Below are 19,376 nucleotides of genomic sequence, written 5' to 3'. Positions count from 1 at the left end.
GGATTATTCCTGAAAATGCTGACGCGCCAAGGCTAAGGCCGTCTGAACATAATCGCTGTCTGAGTAAGGATCTAACGTGTGCGCCAAAGGAATTTTCCGCAACCAGGTCAACTGGCGTTTGGCAAGCTGGCGCGTGGCGACAATGCCTTTTTCGACAAAGGTAACATAATCGGTTTCGCCTTCGAGATAATCCCAAGCCTGACGGTAGCCCACGCAGCGCATAGACGGCATATCGGCATGCAGCTGCGGATAATCGCGGCGTAAGGCGTGCATTTCATCGAGGAAACCGTGTTCCAGCATATTTAAAAAGCGTTTTTCGATTTGCTGGTGTAACAAATGGCGGTCTTCGGGAATCAGGGCAACCGTGCATAAATCCAATAAGGGCGCAGCCTGCTTCTGCTCTGTGAAATGTTCGCTCAAAGGCTTGCTGGTCAGAAGATAGACTTCCAAAGCGCGCTCAATACGCTGACTGTCATTGGCTTTCAGACGGCCTGCTGTAATCGGGTCAACTTCCTGCAAACGGCGATATAGGCCTGCCAGACCGTGTTCGTTTTTTTCTGCCTGAAGCTGTGCGCGCACTGCCGCATCCGCGCTAGGTAAGTCGTTCAAACCTTCCGTCAGCGCGTGGAAATACATCATCGTACCGCCGACAATCAGCGGATAGCGACCGCGCGCATGTATTTCGTTCACCAAGCGCACGCAGTCGCCGACAAAATCTGCCGCACTGTAACTTTCCAGCGGCGAAATAATATCAATCAAATGATGCGGTACGGCGGCAAGCTCTTCGGCAGTCGGCTTGGCCGTACCGATGTCCATGCCGCGATACACCAGTGCGGAATCCAAACTGATGATTTCCACCGGCAGCGATTGGGCAATATTTAAGGCCAGTGCGGTTTTACCGCCGGCGGTCGGGCCGAGTACGGCGAAGGCTTTGGGCGCGTTCATAAGAAAACGGAAAAATTAAAAATGCGATTATAGCAAACCCGGGCAAACCATATTTCAGGCCGTCTGAAACATTTGCTCTACATTATCAAAAGCGTTACACTTGCTGCGCCGTTTCAGACGGCCTTTTATATTGATTTCAAACCTGCTGCTGCCGTCATTGCGCCGGCAGTCAAGCCGTCAGCGACACTGCGTCGCTGTAAACACGAAAGAACACACTATGACCGTATCTCCCGTAGCCTTGCGCCGTCAAACCGAGCGCAAGCCGCATCCGACTGCGCGTTATTGGAAAAAATGCGATGTCGAGGCTTTGTTTGGACTGCCTTTCCTCGACCTCGTTTTCCAAGCCGCCGAAATCCACCGCCAAAACTTCAACCCGCGCGAAATCCAACTTTCCACCCTGCTCTCCATCAAAACCGGCGGTTGCCCCGAAGACTGCGCCTACTGCCCGCAATCGGCACACCACAACACCAATCTGGGCAAAGAGCAGATGATGGATGTGGACGAAATCGTCGAAAAAGCCAAAATTGCCCAATCGCGCGGCGCCAGCCGTTTCTGCATGGGAGCGGCATGGCGCGGCCCCAAACCCAAAGACGTGGCTGTCGTTTCCGAAATCATCAGCGCGGTGAAAGGCTTGGGCATGGAAGTGTGCGGCACCTTCGGCATGCTCGAAGACGGCATGGCGGAAGACTTCAAAAAAGCCGGTCTGGACTACTACAACCACAACCTCGACACCGACCCCGAACGCTACAACGACATCATCCACACCCGCAAACACGAAGACCGCATGGATACTTTGGGCAAAGTCCGCAATGCCGGTTTGAAAGTCTGCTGCGGCGGCATCGTCGGCATGAACGAAACCCGCGCCGAACGCGCCGGCCTGATTGCCAGCCTTGCCAACCTCGACCCGCAGCCCGAAAGCGTGCCGATTAACCAGTTGGTTAAAGTAGAAGGCACACCGCTGGCCGATGCCGAAGATTTGGACTGGACGGAATTTGTCCGCACCATCGCTGTGGCGCGCATTACCATGCCCGAGAGCTACGTCCGCCTGTCCGCAGGCCGCAGCAATATGCCGGAATCCATGCAGGCCATGTGTTTCATGGCTGGCGCAAACTCGATTTTCTACGGCGACAAGCTGCTGACTACGGGCAATCCGGACGAAGACGGCGACCGCCTGCTGATGGAAAAATTGAATTTGTATCCGCTGCGCTTTGAATTGGAAGAAGAATACAAAGCCGCGCAGGAAACACCCAAAATCAAAGTCGACTATTAACCGCCATCATAATGCCGTCTGAAAGGACAGGCTTTCAGACGGCATACGGCACTCCTGCACGCGGCGCAACATCAGGCGCGGCGCGTGCCGCCCCGTCCGAAGCCTGATAAACAAACCGATAAGGAAATACGATGAAACACATACTCCCCCTGATTGCCGCATCCGCACTCTGCATTTCAACCGCTTCGGCACATCCTACCGGCGAACCGTCCACCCAAAACGAAACCGCTATGACCACGCATACCCTCACCTCAAAATACAGCTTTGACGAAACCGTCAGCCGCCTTGAAACCGCCATAAAAAGCAAAGGAATGGACATTTTTGCCGTCATTGACCATCAGGAAGCCGCCCGCCGAAACGGCTTAACGATGCAGCCGGCAAAAGTCATCGTCTTCGGCACGCCCAAAGCCGGCACGCCGCTGATGGTCAAAGACCCCGCCTTCGCCCTGCAACTGCCCCTGCGCGTCCTCGTTACCGAAACGGACGGCAAAGTACGCGCCGCCTATACCGATACGCGCGCCCTCATCGCCGGCAGCCGCATCGGTTTTGACGAAGTGGCAAACACTTTGGCAAACGCCGAAAAACTGATACAAAAAACCGTAGGCGAATAAGCCCGTCGCCGACATAAAAGGCCGTCTAAAACTTTTTCAGACGGCCTTTTATCGTTATTCAGCATCAAAACCTTCAATCTTCCGTATCCACTCTTCCTTTTCCTCCTCGCTCAAAAACGAAGCGCGGAACGAATTGGTGCACAAGGTTTTGATTTCTTCCGCACTCAAATCTAAAGCCTCGGCAAGCGCTTCAAAATTGCGGTTCATATAGCCGCCGAAATATGCCGGATCATCGGAATTGACGGTTACCAAGACGCCACGTTGCAACATACGGCGCAAATTGTGTTTCGCCATTTCAGGGAACACTTTTAATTTCAAATTGCTCAATGGACAAACGCTCAAGGGCATTTGTTCTTTAATCAAACGCGCCATCAACGCCTCATCTTCTTCCGCCCGTACGCCATGATCGATACGGCGGACATGCAGCAAGTCCAAAGCCTCATAAACATATTCGGGCGGGCCTTCTTCTCCAGCATGTGCCACCGTCAACAAACCCTCCGCCTGCGCCTGCGCAAACACGCGCTCAAACTTAGACGGCGGATGCCCCAATTCGCTCGAATCCAAGCCTACGCCAATGATGTGTTCTTTATAAGGCAAAGCCTGATTTAAGGTTTCAAATGCGCTTTCTTCCGACAAATGGCGCAGGAAACACATAATCAAACGCGTACTTATACCCCATTGCTGTCCGGCTTCATGACAGGCGCGGACAATGCCGTTAATCACGGTTTCAAACGCCACACCCCGCGCAGTATGGGTTTGCGGATCGAAAAATATTTCCGTATGCACGACATTGTCTTCACGGCAACGCTCAAGATACGCGCGGGTCAAATCGTAAAAATCCGCCTCGTGCAACAATACGCCGGCACTGGCATAATAAATATCCAAAAACGACTGTAAATTGTGAAAATCATAAGCCTGCCGTACCGCATCGACATTTTCATAAGGAATCGCTATATGGTTGCGCTTAGCGATTTCAAACATTAATTCCGGCTCGAACGTCCCTTCGATATGGACGTGCAGCTCGGCTTTGGGCAGGGCTTGGATAATTTGTTTGATATTCATATTTTCTCTGATTTTCGGTCTATATTTAATATTGAAGGCCGTCTGAAACTTTCAGACGGCCTTTGACCATTTATCTGTTAAAAACCATTTTCCATCATGATTTCTCCGGGGATACGGTTGCGGTGCATGGCGTAGCCCAAATCCATCAGGGCTTGGAAAGTGTCTTTGACCATTGCCGGATTGCCGCAAACCATAAAACGCGTATCGGCCTTGGTGAACTTGAAGCCGACTTTATCTTCCAAGCCGCCATTCTTCAGCAATTCGGGAATCCGTTTGCCGCTCAATGCGCCTTCCGTTTCCTCACGCGTGGTAACCGGAACAAAAGTGAATTTATGGAAATATTCTTCAATCAGCGGATGCTCTTTCAAATCGGCAAGGCGCTGATTGAAAATCAACTCGTCGGCATAAGAGACGGAATGCGCCAAAACCAAACGGTCGAAACGCTGCCAAATTTCAGGCTGCTCAATAATGGAGAGGAAAGGCGCAATGCCGGAACCCGTGCAGAGCATGACCAAATCTTTGCCGTCAGGGAAACGCTCGGGCAAGAGGAAACCGGTAGCCGTTTTATCCAATAAAATAGTGTCGCCCTCTTTCATCGCAGCAAAACGCGCCGACATCGGGCCGCCTTCGATTAACACCGCGAAATACTCAAGCGTATCGGCGTATTCGGCAGACACGACAGAATACGCGCGCCAAATAAAGCCCTCGCCGTCACGGAAACCAAGGCGCGAAAACTGCCCTGCCGAAAAACGGTAGGACTCAGGGCGGCTGACGGCAAAAGTCATCAGCTTAGGCGTATGGTGTTTGATCCACAAGACTTTTTCTTCGGTAAACTTGGCTTCTGGAGAAGCTGCCATAATAGGTTTCCTTGATATTCGGTATCAGTTTCAAATAGGGCTTATTATAAAGATTCAAAAGGCCGTCTGAAATATTTATTTTCAGACGGCCTTTAAGATTATTCACGGCGCAAACGGATACTGATGCCTTTTTGTTCCAAAATCAAATCGTTACCGTCAAAACGATAGTTCCACACTCTTTGTTTGCGCAAAAACGCATTTTCCAGCTTCATGTCTTCACACAGCATCATGCTTACCGCAATATGGCCAAAATCAATTTTGTCCGAACCAATCGTATTGGCTTGAAACATCATACCGTTACACCCCATCTTGCCATACGCCTTAGGCATCTCGCTCAAATCCAGATAGGCATCAGTACCGGCCAAATCTTTTTCAGTGAATTTATTGAAAGCGACAACACGCCATTTGGCGGCTAGAGTAGGTTGCGCCGTTTGTTGAGTTTGCACCTGCACTTTAGAGGCTTGTTCAGGCTGAGATGCTGAAGGAGATGTACAAGCTGCTAAAACTACCATACTCATCAATGCACCGAATAATGTTTTCATATCCATTCCTTGGTTATTGCTAAAGGCCGTCTGAAAAACTATTCACCTTCAGACGGCCTTTAAACCTTATTTACAAAGTCGTATCCAATGCTTTGGAAATATCGTTCCAAATATCGTCCACATCTTCGATACCGACAGAGAAACGTAGCAGGCCGACTTTGATGCCCATTTCCATTTTCACATCATGCGGCACGCCGCTGTGGGATTGGGAATAGCAATGGTTGACCAGACTTTCCACACCGCCGAGGCTGGAAGCCATTTTGACCAGTTTCATGTTTTTAATCACGCTATTGGCTGCTTCACGCGTGTCGTTTTTGAGATAAACCGTAACCACGCCGCCGATGCCTTTGGGCATTTGTGCTTGGGCGAGTTCGTAATGTTCGTGCGACGGCAGGCCGGGATAGAACACTTTTTCAATGGCAGGATGGGCTTCCAAACGGCGCGCGATTTCGAGTGCGTTTTGGCAATGGGCGTTCATGCGCAAGGTCAATGTTTTGATACCGCGCAACACCAGCCAGCAGTCCATCGGGCCTGCAATCGCGCCGGTATGAACCATCATGTCGTGCAAAGGCTGCGCCAGCTCTTTGGTTTTGGCAACGACTACGCCCATCAGTACGTCCGAATGGCCGCACAAATATTTGGTAGCGGAATGGAACACAAAATCGCAACCCATATCCAACGGCTGTTGCAGATATGGCGTGGCAAAGGTGTTGTCGATACCCACCAGCGCACCGGCTGCTTTGGCTTTCACGACAAGTGCTTTGATGTCTACCAAGCGCAAAAGCGGATTGGACGGCGTTTCCAGCCAAACCAGTTTGACATTGTGCGCTTTGAGCGGCTCGTCCAAATTATCCGGATTGCCCAAATCGGCAAAAACAACGTTCACACCCCATTTTTGATAAACATCGACCAATAAATCATACGCGCCGCCGTAAATATCGGCGACGGCAACAATGGTATCGCCCGGTTGCAGGAATGTGCGCCACACAGCATCAATCCCCGCCATACCGCTGGAAAATGCAAAGCCGGCCGCACCATGTTCCAAATCGGCAACGGTATCTTCCAAGACCTGACGGGTCGGGTTGCTCAGGCGCGAATAGCGGTAAGGCACATTTTCGCCAATCTCGTGCAACGCAAACATACTGTTTTGATAAATCGGCGGCATCAGCGCACGGTTGTGTTCGTCGCAATCGTAGCTGGAATGAATGGCTTTCGTGGCGAATTTCATTTGGTCTCTGCCTATGTAGATGTGAATAATCGAAGATTTTATCACTATCTGAAAAATAGAAACAATCAATGCAGGCGGATAAAGCAAGTGATATAATCTCGCATTTGCAAATCGGCCGATACGAGCCGATTCCCTCCACACGCATCTCAACAATCCTATCATGAAGGACATACCACGCATGAACGCCATTGCAGACGTGCAATCCAGCCGCGATTTACGCAACCTGCCGATTAATCAGGTCGGCATCAAAGACCTGCGCTTTCCAATCTCCCTCAAAAGCAAAGAAGGCGAACAATCCACCGTCGCCCGCCTGACCATGACGGTTTTCCTGCCTGCCGACCAAAAAGGCACGCATATGTCGCGCTTTGTCGCCCTGATGGAAAAACAAACCGATGCTTTGGATTTTGATACGCTGCACAAACTGACCGCCGATATGGTTGCCCTGTTGGATTCGCATTCCGGCAAAATCAGCGTTTCCTTCCCGTTTTTCCGCAAGAAAAGCGCGCCGGTCTCCGGCATCCAATCGCTGCTCGACTATGATGTTACCCTGACCGGCGAAATCAAAACCGGTACATACAGCCACAATCTGAAAGTGATGGTTCCGGTTACTTCATTGTGTCCGTGTTCCAAAGAAATTTCCCAATACGGCGCGCACAACCAACGTTCGCATGTGACGGTCAGTCTGATTGCGAATGCGGATGTAGGCATTGAAGAAATCATCGATTACGTTGAAGCACAAGCAAGCTGCCAGCTCTACGGTTTGCTCAAACGCCCTGACGAAAAGTATGTAACGGAAAAAGCATACGAAAATCCGAAGTTTGTCGAAGACATGGTTCGTGATGTGGCCACGGTGTTAATTGCAGACAAACGCATCGAATCATTCGTCGTCGAAAGCGAAAACTTCGAATCGATACACAACCATTCCGCTTACGCTTATATCGCTTATCCTTAAAAGCCGAGCCGAATAGAAACAAAGGCCGTCTGAACATTTCAGACGGCCTTTGGCATAGATTGAACGATAACATGAGACTATCGGTCATATATGGGCAACCCTATTTCGATATAATTCAAAAGCATTAGATTTCTCTCGCAATATTTAACATAAATTAAGCCGATTGTTTTCCCCATCATTTATAATGACGGTTTCTCAACGGCATATCCGTGGATATTATGAAAAAATTCCTTTATTTCCTCATTGCATTTTTAGGCTTGAGCAGCTTCGCATTCGCAGTAGATGCCAATGATTTACTGCCCCCCGAGCAAGCCTTTGTACCTCAAGTCAATGTATCCGACCAAGGCATCAGCGTGCAGTTCAAAATCGCTGACGGCTACTATATGTACCAGTCCAAAATCGTTGCAGCGACCAATCCTGACAAAGTCTTGGCCGAACCCAAATTCAGCAAAGGCGAAGAAAAAGAAGACGAATTCTTCGGCAAACAAACGGTTTACCACCATACCGCACAGGTTGACCTGCCTTACAAACAAGCCGCGCCGCAATACAAACTGACGCTGACTTATCAAGGCTGTGCCGAAGCCGGTGTGTGTTATCCGCCTGTGGATACCGAGTTTGACGTAAAAGGCAACGGGGTTTACCAGCCGCAAAGCGACGAGCCGGTTTCTGCCAAAGACCGCTTTTTGCAACCGTCCGCCTCTTCAGACGGCCAAATGCCAACGCAACCCAGTACAAACAATCCCGACAGCAGCCGCTTCAAGCTCTCTTGGGATACTTTAAACGCCAACCTGTTGGCGTTTTTTGTCGCAGGTTTGGGCTTAAGCTTTACCGCCTGTATGTATCCGCTCCTGCCGATTGTTTCCAGCATTGTCGTGGGTGATAAAAAAGCCGGCAAAGGCCGCGCGTTCACCTTGTCGATGGTGTATGTACAAGGCTTGGCATTGACCTATACCTTGGTCGGCGTGATTGCCGGTTTGACCGGTGCGCTGTTGACTGTATGGCTGCAACAGCCTTGGGTTGTGCTTGCCGCTGCCGCATTGATGGTGGTACTGGCCCTGTCTATGTTCGGCCTCTTCAATATCCAACTGCCAAACTCCGTCCAATCCTATTTCCAAAACCAAAGCAACAAACTCTCCGGCGGCAAAATCATTTCCGTTTTCATCATGGGTATTTTGTCCGCCCTGATTGTCGGCCCTTGCGTTGCGCCTCCACTGGCATTTGCTCTGGGCTATATCGGCCAGACCGGCGATGCCGTATTGGGTGGCCTTGCGCTCTATACATTAGCACTCGGCACAGGCGTACCGCTAATCATCATCGGCACATTCGGCGGTCATATCCTGCCCAAAGCAGGCGACTGGATGAACGGCATCAAATACGCATTCGGCTTTATCTTACTGGCCGTTGCCGTATACCTTGCCACACCGCATCTGCCTTACTTCGCAGTAGTCGGCCTCTACACCTTGCTGATGATTGTTCCCGCCCTTATGCTTTTGGCAAAATCTGGCAAACAAAAAGGCCGTCTGAAAACAGTTGCCGCCGTATTGGGCTTTTTACTGCTGATTGGCGGCTCATGGTTTGGCTGGCAAAGCTTTAATAAACAAACCACTGCCCTGCACCACTTCTTAACGTTGGTTCCGCCATCCGAAGCCGGACAAGAAACCGACCACGGCAAGATGTTTACTGATGTCGGCGAACTCAAAGCCGCTATGGATGCCGCCTTGAAAGCCGATCCAACCAAGCCCGTGTTGATTGATTTCTACGCCGACTGGTGCGTATCCTGCAAAGAAATGGCCGCCTACACGCTCAACCAACCGCAGGTACACGAAGCAGTCGATATGCAGCGCTTCTTCCAAATCGACGTGACCGCTAACACTCCCGACCATCAGGCCTTACTGAAAGAATACGGCCTCTTCGGCCCTCCGGGCGTGTTTGTTGTCCGCGCCGACGGAAGTCATAGCGAAGCCTTATTAGGCTTTGTCAAACCCGATGCCTTTATCGAATGGTATCGCAAAAACGAGAAATAGCCGTCTATAAAAAGGCCGTCTGAAACAGTTTTTCAGACGGCCTTTTCTTATGTTCAGAAATTAAAATTCATCTTGATGCCAACGCGTAGAACGCAAAATGCTGGAATCCACATCTTGAATATTGCGATGACCGGTAAACGCCATGGAAATATCCATTTCTTTATACAGGATTTCCAGCGCACGGGTTACGCCTTCTTCACCATACGCACCCAAACCATACAGGAACGCCCGGCCAATCATCGTACCTTTCGCACCCAAAGCCCAAGCCTTCAAAATATCCTGACCGCTGCGGATACCGCTGTCCATCCAAACCTCAATGTCGCTGCCTACCGCGCTGACCACATCAGGCAAAGCCTTAATGGCAGACACGGTATCGTCAAGCTGACGGCCGCCATGATTGGAAACGACCAATGCGTCCGCACCGCTTTTCGCTGCCTTTTCCGCGTCTTCAGGTTCCATAATGCCTTTGATAATCAGCTTGCCGCCCCACAAATCTTTAATGCGCGCCACATCGTCCCAGCTCAGACGCGGGTCGAATTGTTCGGAAGTCCATGAAGACAGCGAAGACAAATCGCCCACGTTTTTCGCATGACCGACAATATTACGGAAGGTACGGCGTTCCGTGTTCAGCATTTTCATGCACCATTCGGGCTTAGTCGCCAAATTGATTAAATTGGCGATGGTCGGTTTCGGTGGCGCAGACAGGCCGTTTTTGATGTCTTTGTGGCGCTGACCCAAAACCTGCAAATCGGCAGTCAATACCAAAGCCGAACAATTAGCATCCTTCGCACGCTTAATCAGGTTTTCCATAAACTCGCGGTCGCGCATCACATAAAGCTGAAACCAAAACGGCGAGCTGGTGTTTTCAGCCACATCTTCAATCGAACAAATGGACATGGTTGACAGCGTAAACGGAATACCGAATTTTTCAGCCGCACGTGCCGCCAAGATTTCGCCGTCAGCGTGTGCCATGCCCGTGAAACCGGTCGGCGCAATCGCCACCGGCATTTTCACATCCTGACCGATCATTTTAGTCTCAAGGCTGCGTCCTTCCATATCAACCAATACTTTTTGACGAAAACGGATGTCTTTAAAATCCGAAGTATTTTCACGATAAGTGGTTTCCGTCCAAGAGCCTGAGTCAATATAGTCATAAAACATACGCGGCATTTTACGTTTGGCAACAAGGCGCAAGTCTTCGATACAGGTTATTTTGCTTAAATCACATTTCATTGTCGATTGCCTCTGTTCAAGTAAAGATGGATGGTCAAGGCCGTCTGAACATTTCAAACACCTCATTATTTTACTCCATCAAAACAACTAAATTTTAAGAATAATTTTGATAATCTATATCACTATCAATATTAAATCAAAACATTTTAACCCTGCCATCCGTAGGGTTGATAGCCTTTTTTCAGATGGCCTCAAGTCCAAATTACAGAAAAATAAAGAAAATATTTTCCGATTTAAAAATTAACCCATGCCACCATTTAAACAAACAATCAAACCGAGCCACCACATACTTGACTGAAACACTCAGATATTAGACAATTCCCTCCACTAATAAAAACGCCCACACAGGCAACCACACCATGAGACTGACTACCAAAGGGCGATTTGCAGTAACCGCCATGATAGATTTGGCGATGAACGCGCAAACCGGCGCTGTCAAACTCAGTGCCATCAGCGAACGACAAAGCATATCGCTCTCCTACCTCGAACAATTATTCAGCAAGCTGCGCCGTGCCGGATTGGTTGAAAGCCTACGCGGCCCAGGCGGAGGCTACATCCTTGCCGCTCCCGCCGAGCAAATCAATATTGCACAAATCATCTCCGCAGCCGAAGACCGACTGGATGCCACACAATGCGGCAGCAAAGCAAACTGCCACCACGGCGCCCCCTGTCTGACCCATGACCTTTGGGAGAACTTAAACAAAACCATCAATGATTACCTCAGCGGCGTTACGCTGCAAAGCATCATTGAACAAAAAAACTGCAGCGACAGCAGTCATGTCGTTACCTTTACACACATTCATTAAACCGACTTGCGGCAAAGACCGCAGGCAGATGACCAAACGAAAGAGCAAACCATGACCGTCAAAACCCCCGTATACCTCGACTACGCCGCCACCACTCCCGTTGACCGCCGCGTTGCCGAAAAAATGATTCCCTACCTGTCCGATATTTTCGGCAACCCAGCCTCCAACAGCCACAGCTTCGGCTGGGAAGCAGAAGAAGCCGTAGAAAAAGCACGTGCAGACATTGCTGCCCTGATTAACGCCGACTCTAAAGAGATTGTTTTTACCAGCGGCGCAACCGAGTCCAACAACCTCGCCATTAAAGGCGCGGCGCACTTCTACAAATCTAAAGGCAACCACCTCATCACCGTAAAAACCGAGCACAAAGCCGTGCTCGACACCATGCGCGAACTCGAACGCCAAGGTTATGAAGTGACTTATCTGGACGTACAAGAAAACGGCTTAGTTGATTTAGACGTACTGAAAGCCGCCATCCGCGAAGACACCATCCTTGTTTCCGTCATGTGGGTAAACAACGAAATCGGCGTGGTTCAAGATATTCCTGCCATCGGCGAAATCTGCCGCGAACGCAAAATCATTTTCCACGTTGACGCAGCACAAGCATGCGGCAAAGTGCCTGTCGACGTTGACGCAGCCAAAGTTGATTTGTTGTCTATGTCCGGCCACAAAGTATACGGCCCTAAAGGCATCGGCGCCCTGTATGTACGCCGTAAACCACGCGTGCGTCTCGAAGCCCAAATGCACGGCGGCGGTCACGAACGCGGTTTCCGTTCCGGCACATTACCGACCCATCAAATCGTCGGCATGGGCGAAGCCTTCCGCATTGCCAAAGAAGAATTGGCACGAGACACTGCGCACTACTTGAAACTGCGCGATATCTTCCTCAAAGGTATCGAAGGCATTGAAGAAGTCTACATCAACGGCGACCTCGAACACCGCGCTCCGAACAACCTAAACGTCAGCTTCAACTTCGTCGAAGGCGAAAGCCTGATTATGGCAGTGAAAGAACTCGCCGTATCCAGCGGCTCCGCCTGTACTTCCGCAAGCCTTGAGCCAAGCTACGTTTTACGCGCACTCGGCCGCAACGACGAATTGGCACATTCCTCCCTGCGCATCACCTTCGGCCGCATGACCACCGAAGAAGAAGTGCAGTTTGCGGCAGAACTGATCAAATCCAAAATCGGCAAACTGCGCGAACTGTCGCCGCTGTGGGAAATGTTCAAAGACGGGATTGATTTGAACTCGATTGAATGGGCAGCGCATTAAGATTGATGTCAAACAAAGGCTGTCTAAGAAAGTGAGTCTGATTTTTGAATACAGTAAAACACTTTTTATAGACAGTCTTGTATGCTATTTTCATAGAAAGAATACCATGAAAGTTAAAATTATTAATTTGCCAAATGGTTATAAACGTATTATTTATGGAAAATATTTTGAACAATTTGACTTAGATTATGAACAAGATTTAGACGTATTAAAAAAAGATATTGAATTTGCTTTATCTGTTATTGAATACAATCGATCTATATTCAATAAATTCTCTTCCTTATTTAAGAGTAAAAACATTTTTGTTTATCAAGGAGGACATCATCTTGATATTATTGATCGTGATAAAGGAAGTTTGGAATGGTTAACTATTGAAGATCATTGGACAAAAGATGTTGATGATATCACTGGTTCATGGAAAATGGAGAATTTAGAAATTAGTCGACAAACTCAATATGCAATGCAACTTCTAAAGATTGGTAAAACAAATATTGAGAAAGAAATAAGAAAAATTAAACAAAGGTTCTAAAAAAATGAGTAAATACGGTGGTGAAGACATAATCTATATGAATGATGGTGTATTTAGAAATAAATTAGCCATTCAAGATCCACTTAAATTAGAAAAGGTCGAAAGAGACATTTCTGCTATTTCCGCCCAAAATCTGCTTTTGCAACCCATTACAGGCAATTTCGATTTGGCGCATTTACAGACCATTCATCGCAAACTGTTTGGCAATGTTTATGATTGGGCAGGAGAAATCCGGCGAATTGATATTTCCAAAGGTAATACCCGATTTGCCAATTTTGCTTTTATCGAAAACGAAAGCCGTACACTTTTGGAGAAGCTGCAAAGCGAAAACTATTTGCGGGGGTTGGATAAAGATAAATTCGCCGAGCGTGTGGCCTATTATTTGGGCGAGTTGAACGTCCTACATCCTTTTCGTGAAGGAAACGGCAGAACATTGCGCCTGTTTATGACGCAATTGGCAATGAAAAACGGTTTGCAGATACATTGGCAAAATATCTCTGCCGAACAAATGATTCAAGCCTGTATTCAGGCATACCATGTCGATAGCAGCTTATTGGCACGCCTAATTTTAGAAAATTTAGAACAATCGTCTTTTTCAGACGACTAAAACATCAACAAACCACGATATTTTAAGCAAGCGTAGGTTGGGTTGGAAACCCAACGAGTCTATTAAAGCGCCTGAAATGTTGAGTTTAATAACCCAACCTACCTATAAATAAAAAAAGGTCGTCTGAAAATCCCCAAAGGCCTTTTCAGACGACCTAAAAGCCACCACATTAGAATCAAGGATACAACCCATGAACGAACAAGAAATCGACCTCGACAATCTCGACAACCTGCTCGAAGATTTTGACGACGTTACCGTAGAAGGCGGCGTTGATTCAGAGAATGATGACGGCTGCGAAGGCGGCGCATGCAAAATCTAAACTTCAGGCCGTCTGAATATTCGTAAACAAACCATTTACACCACTAAAAACACAAAGGAAACCACATCATGGCATACAGCGATAAAGTAATCGACCACTACGAAAACCCCCGCAACGTCGGCACTTTCGACAAAAACGACGAATCTGTCGGTACCGGCATGGTCGGTGCTCCGGCCTGCGGTGACGTAATGCGTCTGCAAATCAAAGTAAACGATGAGGGTATTATCGAAGATGCAAAATTCAAGACTTACGGCTGCGGCTCCGCCATCGCTTCTTCCAGTCTGATCACAGAGTGGGTTAAAGGCAAAAGCCTTAACGATGCACTGGCAATCAAAAACAGCGAAATTGCCGAAGAGTTGGAATTACCTCCAGTTAAAATCCACTGCTCCATCTTGGCTGAAGATGCGGTAAAAGCGGCCGTTGCAGACTATCGCAAACGTCAGGAAAACAAATAACCGGATTTAACGAACCCTTATCGGCAGGTGCCCAAGATTCCCGGCGAATCTTCGAGAAAAGCAAATCTAATGGTTTCCCCCCTCTTCTTTTGTGAGACAAAACCAACTGTACAGAAACTTAATCGTTTTGAAGTTGCTACCAAGTTTGGGATTACCTGCCAATCTATCCCCTCTCCCCACGGGAGAGGGTTAGGGAGAGGGCAATAAGCTACAGCTTATATTTAGTCGTTATACCTGCAAAATCAAAGAAGACGATATGCCTTTTACTGATAAAGAAGTCCAATCCCTACTTGCTGTCAAAGGCATAGGTAAAACCATATTGCAGCGTTTGCAGCAAATGGGATTGGATGATATTGCCACTTTGGCGGTTGCGGATTTAGACGATATTTTGGAACAGGGCGCACAATTGACCGGCTCGACCTGTTGGAAAAACAGTCCGCAGGCAAAAACTACCATTGCCACCGCAATAGAGTGGGCAAAACAGCGTTTTCAGACGGCCTGAAAATCAAGAGGCCGTCTGAAATAAAAAGCAGACAAAACAGAAAATGATTGCGAAATGAGGAAAAAAGCATGATTACCATCACAGAAAACGCAGCCAAACACATCAACGGCTACTTGACCAAACGCGGCAAAGGCTTGGGCGTGCGCTTGGGTGTCAAAACCAGCGGCTGCTCAGGCATGGCATACAACCTTGAATTTGTCGATGAAGTGAACGAGGATGACCTGATTTTTGAAGAACACGGCGCACGAGTTTATATCGATCCGAAAAGCTTGGTTTATCTAGACGGCACGCAAGTTGATTACACTAAAGAAGGTTTGCAGGAAGGTTTCAAATTTGAAAATCCAAATGTCAAAGACTCTTGCGGCTGCGGTGAGAGCTTCCACGTTTAAAATATAAAAAATGGCGGGAAAGTATCAAAACCATCCCGCCATTTTTTGGCTTCTTGCCTATTATAGCTACCCTTGCCTTTTCTTTTTCGTTCTACTTTGTGTCGGAACAAATCAGATTTGACTAAGGCTTTTAAGGTATTGTCTCGTATTTTGCCTTTATTGTGTTGCACCTTACCGGTCATATTGTTTTCCTTTCATATAAACAGTTTCCGGATTATATCGTAAAATAATCCTCTTCTTTAGATTTTTTCCTTTAATATCATGTCTCAATACTTCAACCTCTTCCAGCTTGAGCCATCTTTCAATATTGATACCGAAGCACTCGAACAAAGCTATCGGGCTTTAGCTGCCCGATTTCATCCTGATAAATTTGCTTCTGCTTCAGCTTTTGAGCAGAAACAAGCCGTTATGATGTCTTCTACAATTAATGATGCCTACCGCACATTAAAAAGTCCTATTGATCGGGCTGCTTATCTCTTGAAAAGCCAAAATATCGATGCTGATGCACCTGAACACACTTCGTTTTCACCAGAATTCCTCATGCAGCAAATGGAATGGCGGGAAACATTGATGGATGCACAAATAGAACAAAACCATGATGCCATCCGGGCACTGGATCAAGAAATTCAAGAAGTACAAAGCAGCCTATATCAAGATTTACAACAAGCATTTGAACAACAGGATTATGAATCAGCCGCACAATGGGTACGGCATGGCCGCTTTCTTAATAAACTTCGCAATGAAATTGCTTCAATTTTATAAAGTACATATGCTGTTACGTTTACCCAAGTTTTATAACAAATGATTTTATATGTAAAACAAAAACCGTATCAGATAAATCTGATACGGTTTTCTTATATTAACTACCGATTAGCGTTTTTTACCGGTAACAGTAGCAACAGCCAGGTTTTCATTACGTTTCAGGGAAACGCTTTCAACACCTTCTGGCAATTTGACGTCTGACAAGTGCAGAATGTCGCCGGCAACTACTGATGCACAATCCAACTCCAAGAAAGCAGGAATGTTTGCAGGCAAAGCAACTACTTCAACAGAAGTGTTCAACAGAGATACGCGACCACCTTGCAATTTAACAGCTTGAGAGTTTTCAGCGTTAACAATGTGCAGAGGAACACGGATGCGTACAGGTTGATCAGCTTTTACAGCTTGGAAGTCGATGTGTTGAACTTCGCGACGGAATGGGTGCATTTGGAAGTCACGCACGATAACGTCTTTAGTTTCACCGTTCAAAGACAGTTTAATCAAAGCAGTATGGAAAGATTCTTTTTCCAATGCGTAGAATACAGTTTTGTGGTCTACAGCGATAGCAACAGGCTCTTGACCTTCACCGTACAGGATGCCAGGGATTTGGCCTTCGCGACGAAGGCGGCGGCTCGCACCAGTGCCTTGGGCTTCGCGAACAGAGGCTTGAATTTCGTAAGTCATGTTTAATACTCCAATTTAGATAAAATCGTCGTCATCGGCCGCGACCAGCTTAAGACGACATCGGGTTATGGCAGCAACATGCCGCCAGTCATCACATCTTCATTGAAAAGATATGAGACAGATTCTTCATTACTGATACGGCGTACCGTTTCAGCCAGCAAACCGGCAATAGTAACTTGACGGATGCGTTCACATTTTTTAGCTGCTTCAGACAACGGAATCGTATCTGTCACAACTACTTGGTCAATTTCGGAAGAAGCAATTCGATTCACTGCTTCACCGGAGAATACTGCATGGCTGGCGTATGCCAGTACACGATCTGCACCGCGCTCTTTCAGGGCAACGGCTGCTTTACACAAGGTGTTTGCTGTATCGATCATATCATCTACGATCAAGCAAGTACGGCCTTGAATATCGCCAATAATGTTCATCACTTCAGCCACATTGGCTTTAGGACGACGTTTGTCGATAATCGCCAAATCAGCATTTAAAGATTTAGCAACAGCACGTGCACGTACAACACCACCAATGTCAGGGCTGACAACAGTCAGGTTCTCAATGCGCTGTTGTTTAATATCGTTCAACAAAATCGGGGTAGCGTAAATATTATCTACCGGAATATCGAAGAAACCTTGAATTTGATCAGCATGCAAGTCAACAGTCAATACGCGGTCGATACCTGCTGAGTACAACATATTTGCCACTAATTTAGCAGAAATCGGCACACGGACAGAGCGAGGACGACGATCTTGACGCGCATAGCCAAAGTAAGGAATCGCGGCAGTAATACGCCCGGCAGAAGCACGTTTGAGTGCATCGGCCATAGTCAAAATTTCCATCAGGTTGTCATTGGTTGGCGCACAGGTAGGTTGCAAAATAAACACATCGCGACCACGCACATTTTCCAACAATTCAATGGCTACTTCGCCATCAGAGAATTTGGAAACGGTGGCTTCACCGAGTGAAATATCCAAATGTTTGACAACACGTTGCGCCAATTCCGGATTTGCATTACCGGTAAACACCATTAAACTGTCATAAGCAGCCATATCTTCACCTGATTCTAGATTTGATTTACGCGCAGAAAACATTACGCTTCCCTTTGCCCTATATCTAAGACACTAATTACGCGATTATACGCGTAAAGACGGGTAAAAAAAAGTTTTTCAGCGTTATTTTGCTCTTAGCGTAAAAAAGCGTGTAAGAGAACTTACACGCTTTTATTTGGCTGGGGAGGAAGGATTCGAACCTTCGCATGCTGGAATCAAAATCCAGTGTCTTAACCGCTTGACGACTCCCCAATAAAGGGTGTTGGCTGGGGAGGAAGGATTCGAACCTTCGCATGCTGGAATCAAAATCCAGTGTCTTAACCGCTTGACGACTCCCCAACAAAGGGTTTGGCTGGGGAGGAAGGATTCGAACCTTCGCATGCTGGAATCAAAATCCAGTGTCTTAACCGCTTGACGACTCCCCAACTTACTAAATCATATGAAACAGCGGATGAATATCTAATCCTTCCACACAATACGCTTCATATGATTGAGAAACCTGTTGGTAAATTGTATTTGCTTCTTGATGAGATTCACTTGCTATGAATAAACAAGCTCCAGAACCAGTCATTAATGTATAACCATATTGGGATAACTCAACATAAGCCTTCCAAACTTCAGGATATTCCTGAAACACAACCGCCTGCATATCATTTTGAAACGGCTGTAATGATTGGAAAGTCGGCATTATGCTGGGTTTGGAATCCCGTGTCAAGCCTTCATGTGCAAAAATTTTAGCTGTTGCCACATGAACAGGGGGCTTAACGATAACATACCATTGTTTAGGGACATCTATTTCAGCCAGCTTCTCGCCTACGCCTTTGGCAAAAGCACTTCTTCCAAAAATAAAAAAAGGAACATCCGCGCCAAGACTTAGGCCTAAATCAATCAGTTGCTGCCTGCTCAAATCACATTGCCACCATTGGTTTAAAACCATTAAGACTGTGGCTGCATCAGAGCTGCCACCGCCCAATCCGCCTCCGGTCGGAATCACCTTATCCAACCAGATTTCAACGCCGTGCGGCACGTTGGCATAGGGCAGTAATAATTTAGCCGCCCGATAAGTCAAGTCTTGCTCAGGCTTAAGCCCTTCGACCGGCGTATGCAGAATAATCTGCCCATCAGTACGCATTTTCAGATGAACGGTATCGTATAAGCCGATCAAACAGAAAATACTTTCCAAATTATGATAACCATCGCTCCTACGGCCGGTAATCCTCAAATCCAAATTTAATTTGGCCGGCGCAGGAAAGGCTTGGATTTCCTCTGAAACAGACATGGCATCCT

Annotated in this window: 22 protein-coding genes, 3 tRNA genes and 1 pseudogene; 13 read left to right on the top strand and 13 right to left on the bottom strand. The window is 47.5% G+C overall.

Annotated features, from left to right (window positions below; genetic code table 11):
- Window positions 1-3: 3 nt before the first annotated feature.
- The gene (gene miaA, locus LPB400_RS06525; protein WP_070461802.1) at window positions 4-945 is read right to left on the bottom strand and encodes a tRNA (adenosine(37)-N6)-dimethylallyltransferase MiaA; all 942 of its coding nucleotides are present in this window, start codon (window positions 943-945) and stop codon (window positions 4-6) included.
- A 217-nt stretch (window positions 946-1,162) separates the two neighbouring features.
- Here miaA and bioB point away from each other — a divergent pair, with 217 nt between their 5' ends.
- Both bioB and LPB400_RS06515 read left to right on the top strand, forming a co-directional pair.
- Window positions 1,163-2,215, top strand: coding sequence for a biotin synthase BioB (gene bioB, locus LPB400_RS06520; RefSeq protein WP_070461800.1), 1,053 nt, complete (start codon window positions 1,163-1,165; stop codon window positions 2,213-2,215).
- 131 nt (window positions 2,216-2,346) lie between these two features.
- A complete protein-coding gene (locus tag LPB400_RS06515; RefSeq protein ID WP_003680761.1) occupies window positions 2,347-2,826 on the top strand; it encodes a DUF302 domain-containing protein in 480 nt (159 codons plus the stop codon).
- Between the two features lie 54 nt (window positions 2,827-2,880).
- Here the strand turns inward: LPB400_RS06515 and LPB400_RS06510 are convergent, their stop codons facing one another.
- The 4 genes from LPB400_RS06510 to LPB400_RS06495 form a co-directional block, all read right to left on the bottom strand.
- The gene (locus LPB400_RS06510; protein WP_219088497.1) at window positions 2,881-3,888 is read right to left on the bottom strand and encodes an adenosine deaminase; all 1,008 of its coding nucleotides are present in this window, start codon (window positions 3,886-3,888) and stop codon (window positions 2,881-2,883) included.
- A 77-nt stretch (window positions 3,889-3,965) separates the two neighbouring features.
- Window positions 3,966-4,745, bottom strand: a complete 780-nt coding sequence (locus LPB400_RS06505) for a ferredoxin--NADP reductase (RefSeq protein WP_219088495.1) — start codon at window positions 4,743-4,745, stop codon at window positions 3,966-3,968.
- Between the two features lie 98 nt (window positions 4,746-4,843).
- Window positions 4,844-5,287 carry an META domain-containing protein gene (locus tag LPB400_RS06500; protein ID WP_219088493.1) on the bottom strand — a complete coding sequence of 148 codons (444 nt, stop codon included), beginning with the start codon at window positions 5,285-5,287 and terminating at the stop codon, window positions 4,844-4,846.
- Window positions 5,288-5,357: 70 nt separating this feature from the next.
- Window positions 5,358-6,515 carry a trans-sulfuration enzyme family protein gene (locus LPB400_RS06495; RefSeq protein ID WP_219088491.1) on the bottom strand — a complete coding sequence of 386 codons (1,158 nt, stop codon included), beginning with the start codon at window positions 6,513-6,515 and terminating at the stop codon, window positions 5,358-5,360.
- Between the two features lie 178 nt (window positions 6,516-6,693).
- Here LPB400_RS06495 and folE2 point away from each other — a divergent pair, with 178 nt between their 5' ends.
- Both folE2 and dsbD read left to right on the top strand, forming a co-directional pair.
- Window positions 6,694-7,467, top strand: coding sequence for a GTP cyclohydrolase FolE2 (gene folE2 / locus LPB400_RS06490; protein ID WP_219088489.1), 774 nt, complete (start codon window positions 6,694-6,696; stop codon window positions 7,465-7,467).
- Between the two features lie 218 nt (window positions 7,468-7,685).
- Window positions 7,686-9,491 carry a protein-disulfide reductase DsbD gene (gene dsbD / locus LPB400_RS06485; protein WP_219089720.1) on the top strand — a complete coding sequence of 602 codons (1,806 nt, stop codon included), beginning with the start codon at window positions 7,686-7,688 and terminating at the stop codon, window positions 9,489-9,491.
- A gap of 60 nt (window positions 9,492-9,551) precedes the next feature.
- Here the strand turns inward: dsbD and LPB400_RS06480 are convergent, their stop codons facing one another.
- On the bottom strand, window positions 9,552-10,724 hold the full coding sequence (locus LPB400_RS06480) for an alpha-hydroxy acid oxidase (protein WP_070461787.1): 1,173 nt from the start codon (window positions 10,722-10,724) through the stop codon (window positions 9,552-9,554).
- A 359-nt stretch (window positions 10,725-11,083) separates the two neighbouring features.
- Between LPB400_RS06480 and iscR the strand changes: the two genes are divergently transcribed.
- The 8 genes from iscR (at window position 11,084) to iscA (ending at window position 15,597) form a co-directional block, all read left to right on the top strand.
- Window positions 11,084-11,530: a Fe-S cluster assembly transcriptional regulator IscR gene (gene iscR / locus LPB400_RS06475; RefSeq protein ID WP_003746476.1), complete on the top strand. Its 447-nt coding sequence runs from the start codon at window positions 11,084-11,086 to the stop codon at window positions 11,528-11,530.
- Window positions 11,531-11,581: 51 nt separating this feature from the next.
- Window positions 11,582-12,796: an IscS subfamily cysteine desulfurase gene (locus LPB400_RS06470; RefSeq protein WP_070461785.1), complete on the top strand. Its 1,215-nt coding sequence runs from the start codon at window positions 11,582-11,584 to the stop codon at window positions 12,794-12,796.
- Window positions 12,797-12,902: 106 nt separating this feature from the next.
- Window positions 12,903-13,325, top strand: a complete 423-nt coding sequence (locus LPB400_RS11050; RefSeq protein WP_225905478.1) for a hypothetical protein — start codon at window positions 12,903-12,905, stop codon at window positions 13,323-13,325.
- A 4-nt stretch (window positions 13,326-13,329) separates the two neighbouring features.
- Entirely contained in the window at window positions 13,330-13,932 is a 603-nt protein-coding gene (locus LPB400_RS06460; protein WP_070461783.1) for a Fic/DOC family protein, read from the top strand.
- A gap of 190 nt (window positions 13,933-14,122) precedes the next feature.
- Window positions 14,123-14,251: a hypothetical protein gene (locus tag LPB400_RS11045; protein WP_256388723.1), complete on the top strand. Its 129-nt coding sequence runs from the start codon at window positions 14,123-14,125 to the stop codon at window positions 14,249-14,251.
- Between the two features lie 68 nt (window positions 14,252-14,319).
- Window positions 14,320-14,706, top strand: a complete 387-nt coding sequence (gene iscU / locus LPB400_RS06455) for a Fe-S cluster assembly scaffold IscU (protein WP_070461780.1) — start codon at window positions 14,320-14,322, stop codon at window positions 14,704-14,706.
- Window positions 14,707-14,962: 256 nt separating this feature from the next.
- On the top strand, window positions 14,963-15,208 hold the full coding sequence (locus LPB400_RS06450; RefSeq protein WP_070461779.1) for a recombinase RecA: 246 nt from the start codon (window positions 14,963-14,965) through the stop codon (window positions 15,206-15,208).
- Window positions 15,209-15,276: 68 nt separating this feature from the next.
- On the top strand, window positions 15,277-15,597 hold the full coding sequence (gene iscA, locus LPB400_RS06445; protein ID WP_063075834.1) for an iron-sulfur cluster assembly protein IscA: 321 nt from the start codon (window positions 15,277-15,279) through the stop codon (window positions 15,595-15,597).
- Here the strand turns inward: iscA and LPB400_RS06440 are convergent.
- A pseudogene (locus tag LPB400_RS06440) lies at window positions 15,557-15,779 on the bottom strand (alternative ribosome-rescue factor A). The gene iscA and the pseudogene LPB400_RS06440 overlap by 41 nt on opposite strands.
- Window positions 15,780-15,858: 79 nt before the next feature.
- On the opposite strand from LPB400_RS06440, the gene hscB reads away from it, so the two are divergent.
- Window positions 15,859-16,359 carry a Fe-S protein assembly co-chaperone HscB gene (gene hscB / locus LPB400_RS06435; protein WP_070461776.1) on the top strand — a complete coding sequence of 167 codons (501 nt, stop codon included), beginning with the start codon at window positions 15,859-15,861 and terminating at the stop codon, window positions 16,357-16,359.
- 108 nt (window positions 16,360-16,467) lie between these two features.
- Here hscB and LPB400_RS06430 read toward each other — a convergent pair whose 3' ends face one another.
- From LPB400_RS06430 to ispE, 6 genes are all read right to left on the bottom strand, one after another.
- On the bottom strand, window positions 16,468-17,040 hold the full coding sequence (locus LPB400_RS06430; RefSeq protein ID WP_070461775.1) for a 50S ribosomal protein L25/general stress protein Ctc: 573 nt from the start codon (window positions 17,038-17,040) through the stop codon (window positions 16,468-16,470).
- 65 nt (window positions 17,041-17,105) lie between these two features.
- On the bottom strand, window positions 17,106-18,089 hold the full coding sequence (locus tag LPB400_RS06425) for a ribose-phosphate pyrophosphokinase (protein WP_107723665.1): 984 nt from the start codon (window positions 18,087-18,089) through the stop codon (window positions 17,106-17,108).
- 176 nt (window positions 18,090-18,265) lie between these two features.
- Window positions 18,266-18,341: transfer RNA gene (locus LPB400_RS06420), tRNA-Gln, on the bottom strand.
- Between the two features lie 11 nt (window positions 18,342-18,352).
- A tRNA-Gln gene (locus LPB400_RS06415) sits at window positions 18,353-18,428 on the bottom strand.
- A 10-nt stretch (window positions 18,429-18,438) separates the two neighbouring features.
- Window positions 18,439-18,514 (bottom strand) — tRNA-Gln (locus LPB400_RS06410).
- A 5-nt stretch (window positions 18,515-18,519) separates the two neighbouring features.
- Window positions 18,520-19,368 carry a 4-(cytidine 5'-diphospho)-2-C-methyl-D-erythritol kinase gene (gene ispE / locus LPB400_RS06405; protein ID WP_070461946.1) on the bottom strand — a complete coding sequence of 283 codons (849 nt, stop codon included), beginning with the start codon at window positions 19,366-19,368 and terminating at the stop codon, window positions 18,520-18,522.
- Window positions 19,369-19,376 lie beyond the last annotated feature (8 nt).

Origin of the sequence: Neisseria perflava (assembly GCF_019334725.1) — a bacterium.
Taxonomy (GTDB): domain Bacteria; phylum Pseudomonadota; class Gammaproteobacteria; order Burkholderiales; family Neisseriaceae; genus Neisseria; species Neisseria subflava_A.
This window is presented reverse-complemented; position numbering and strand designations above follow the sequence as displayed.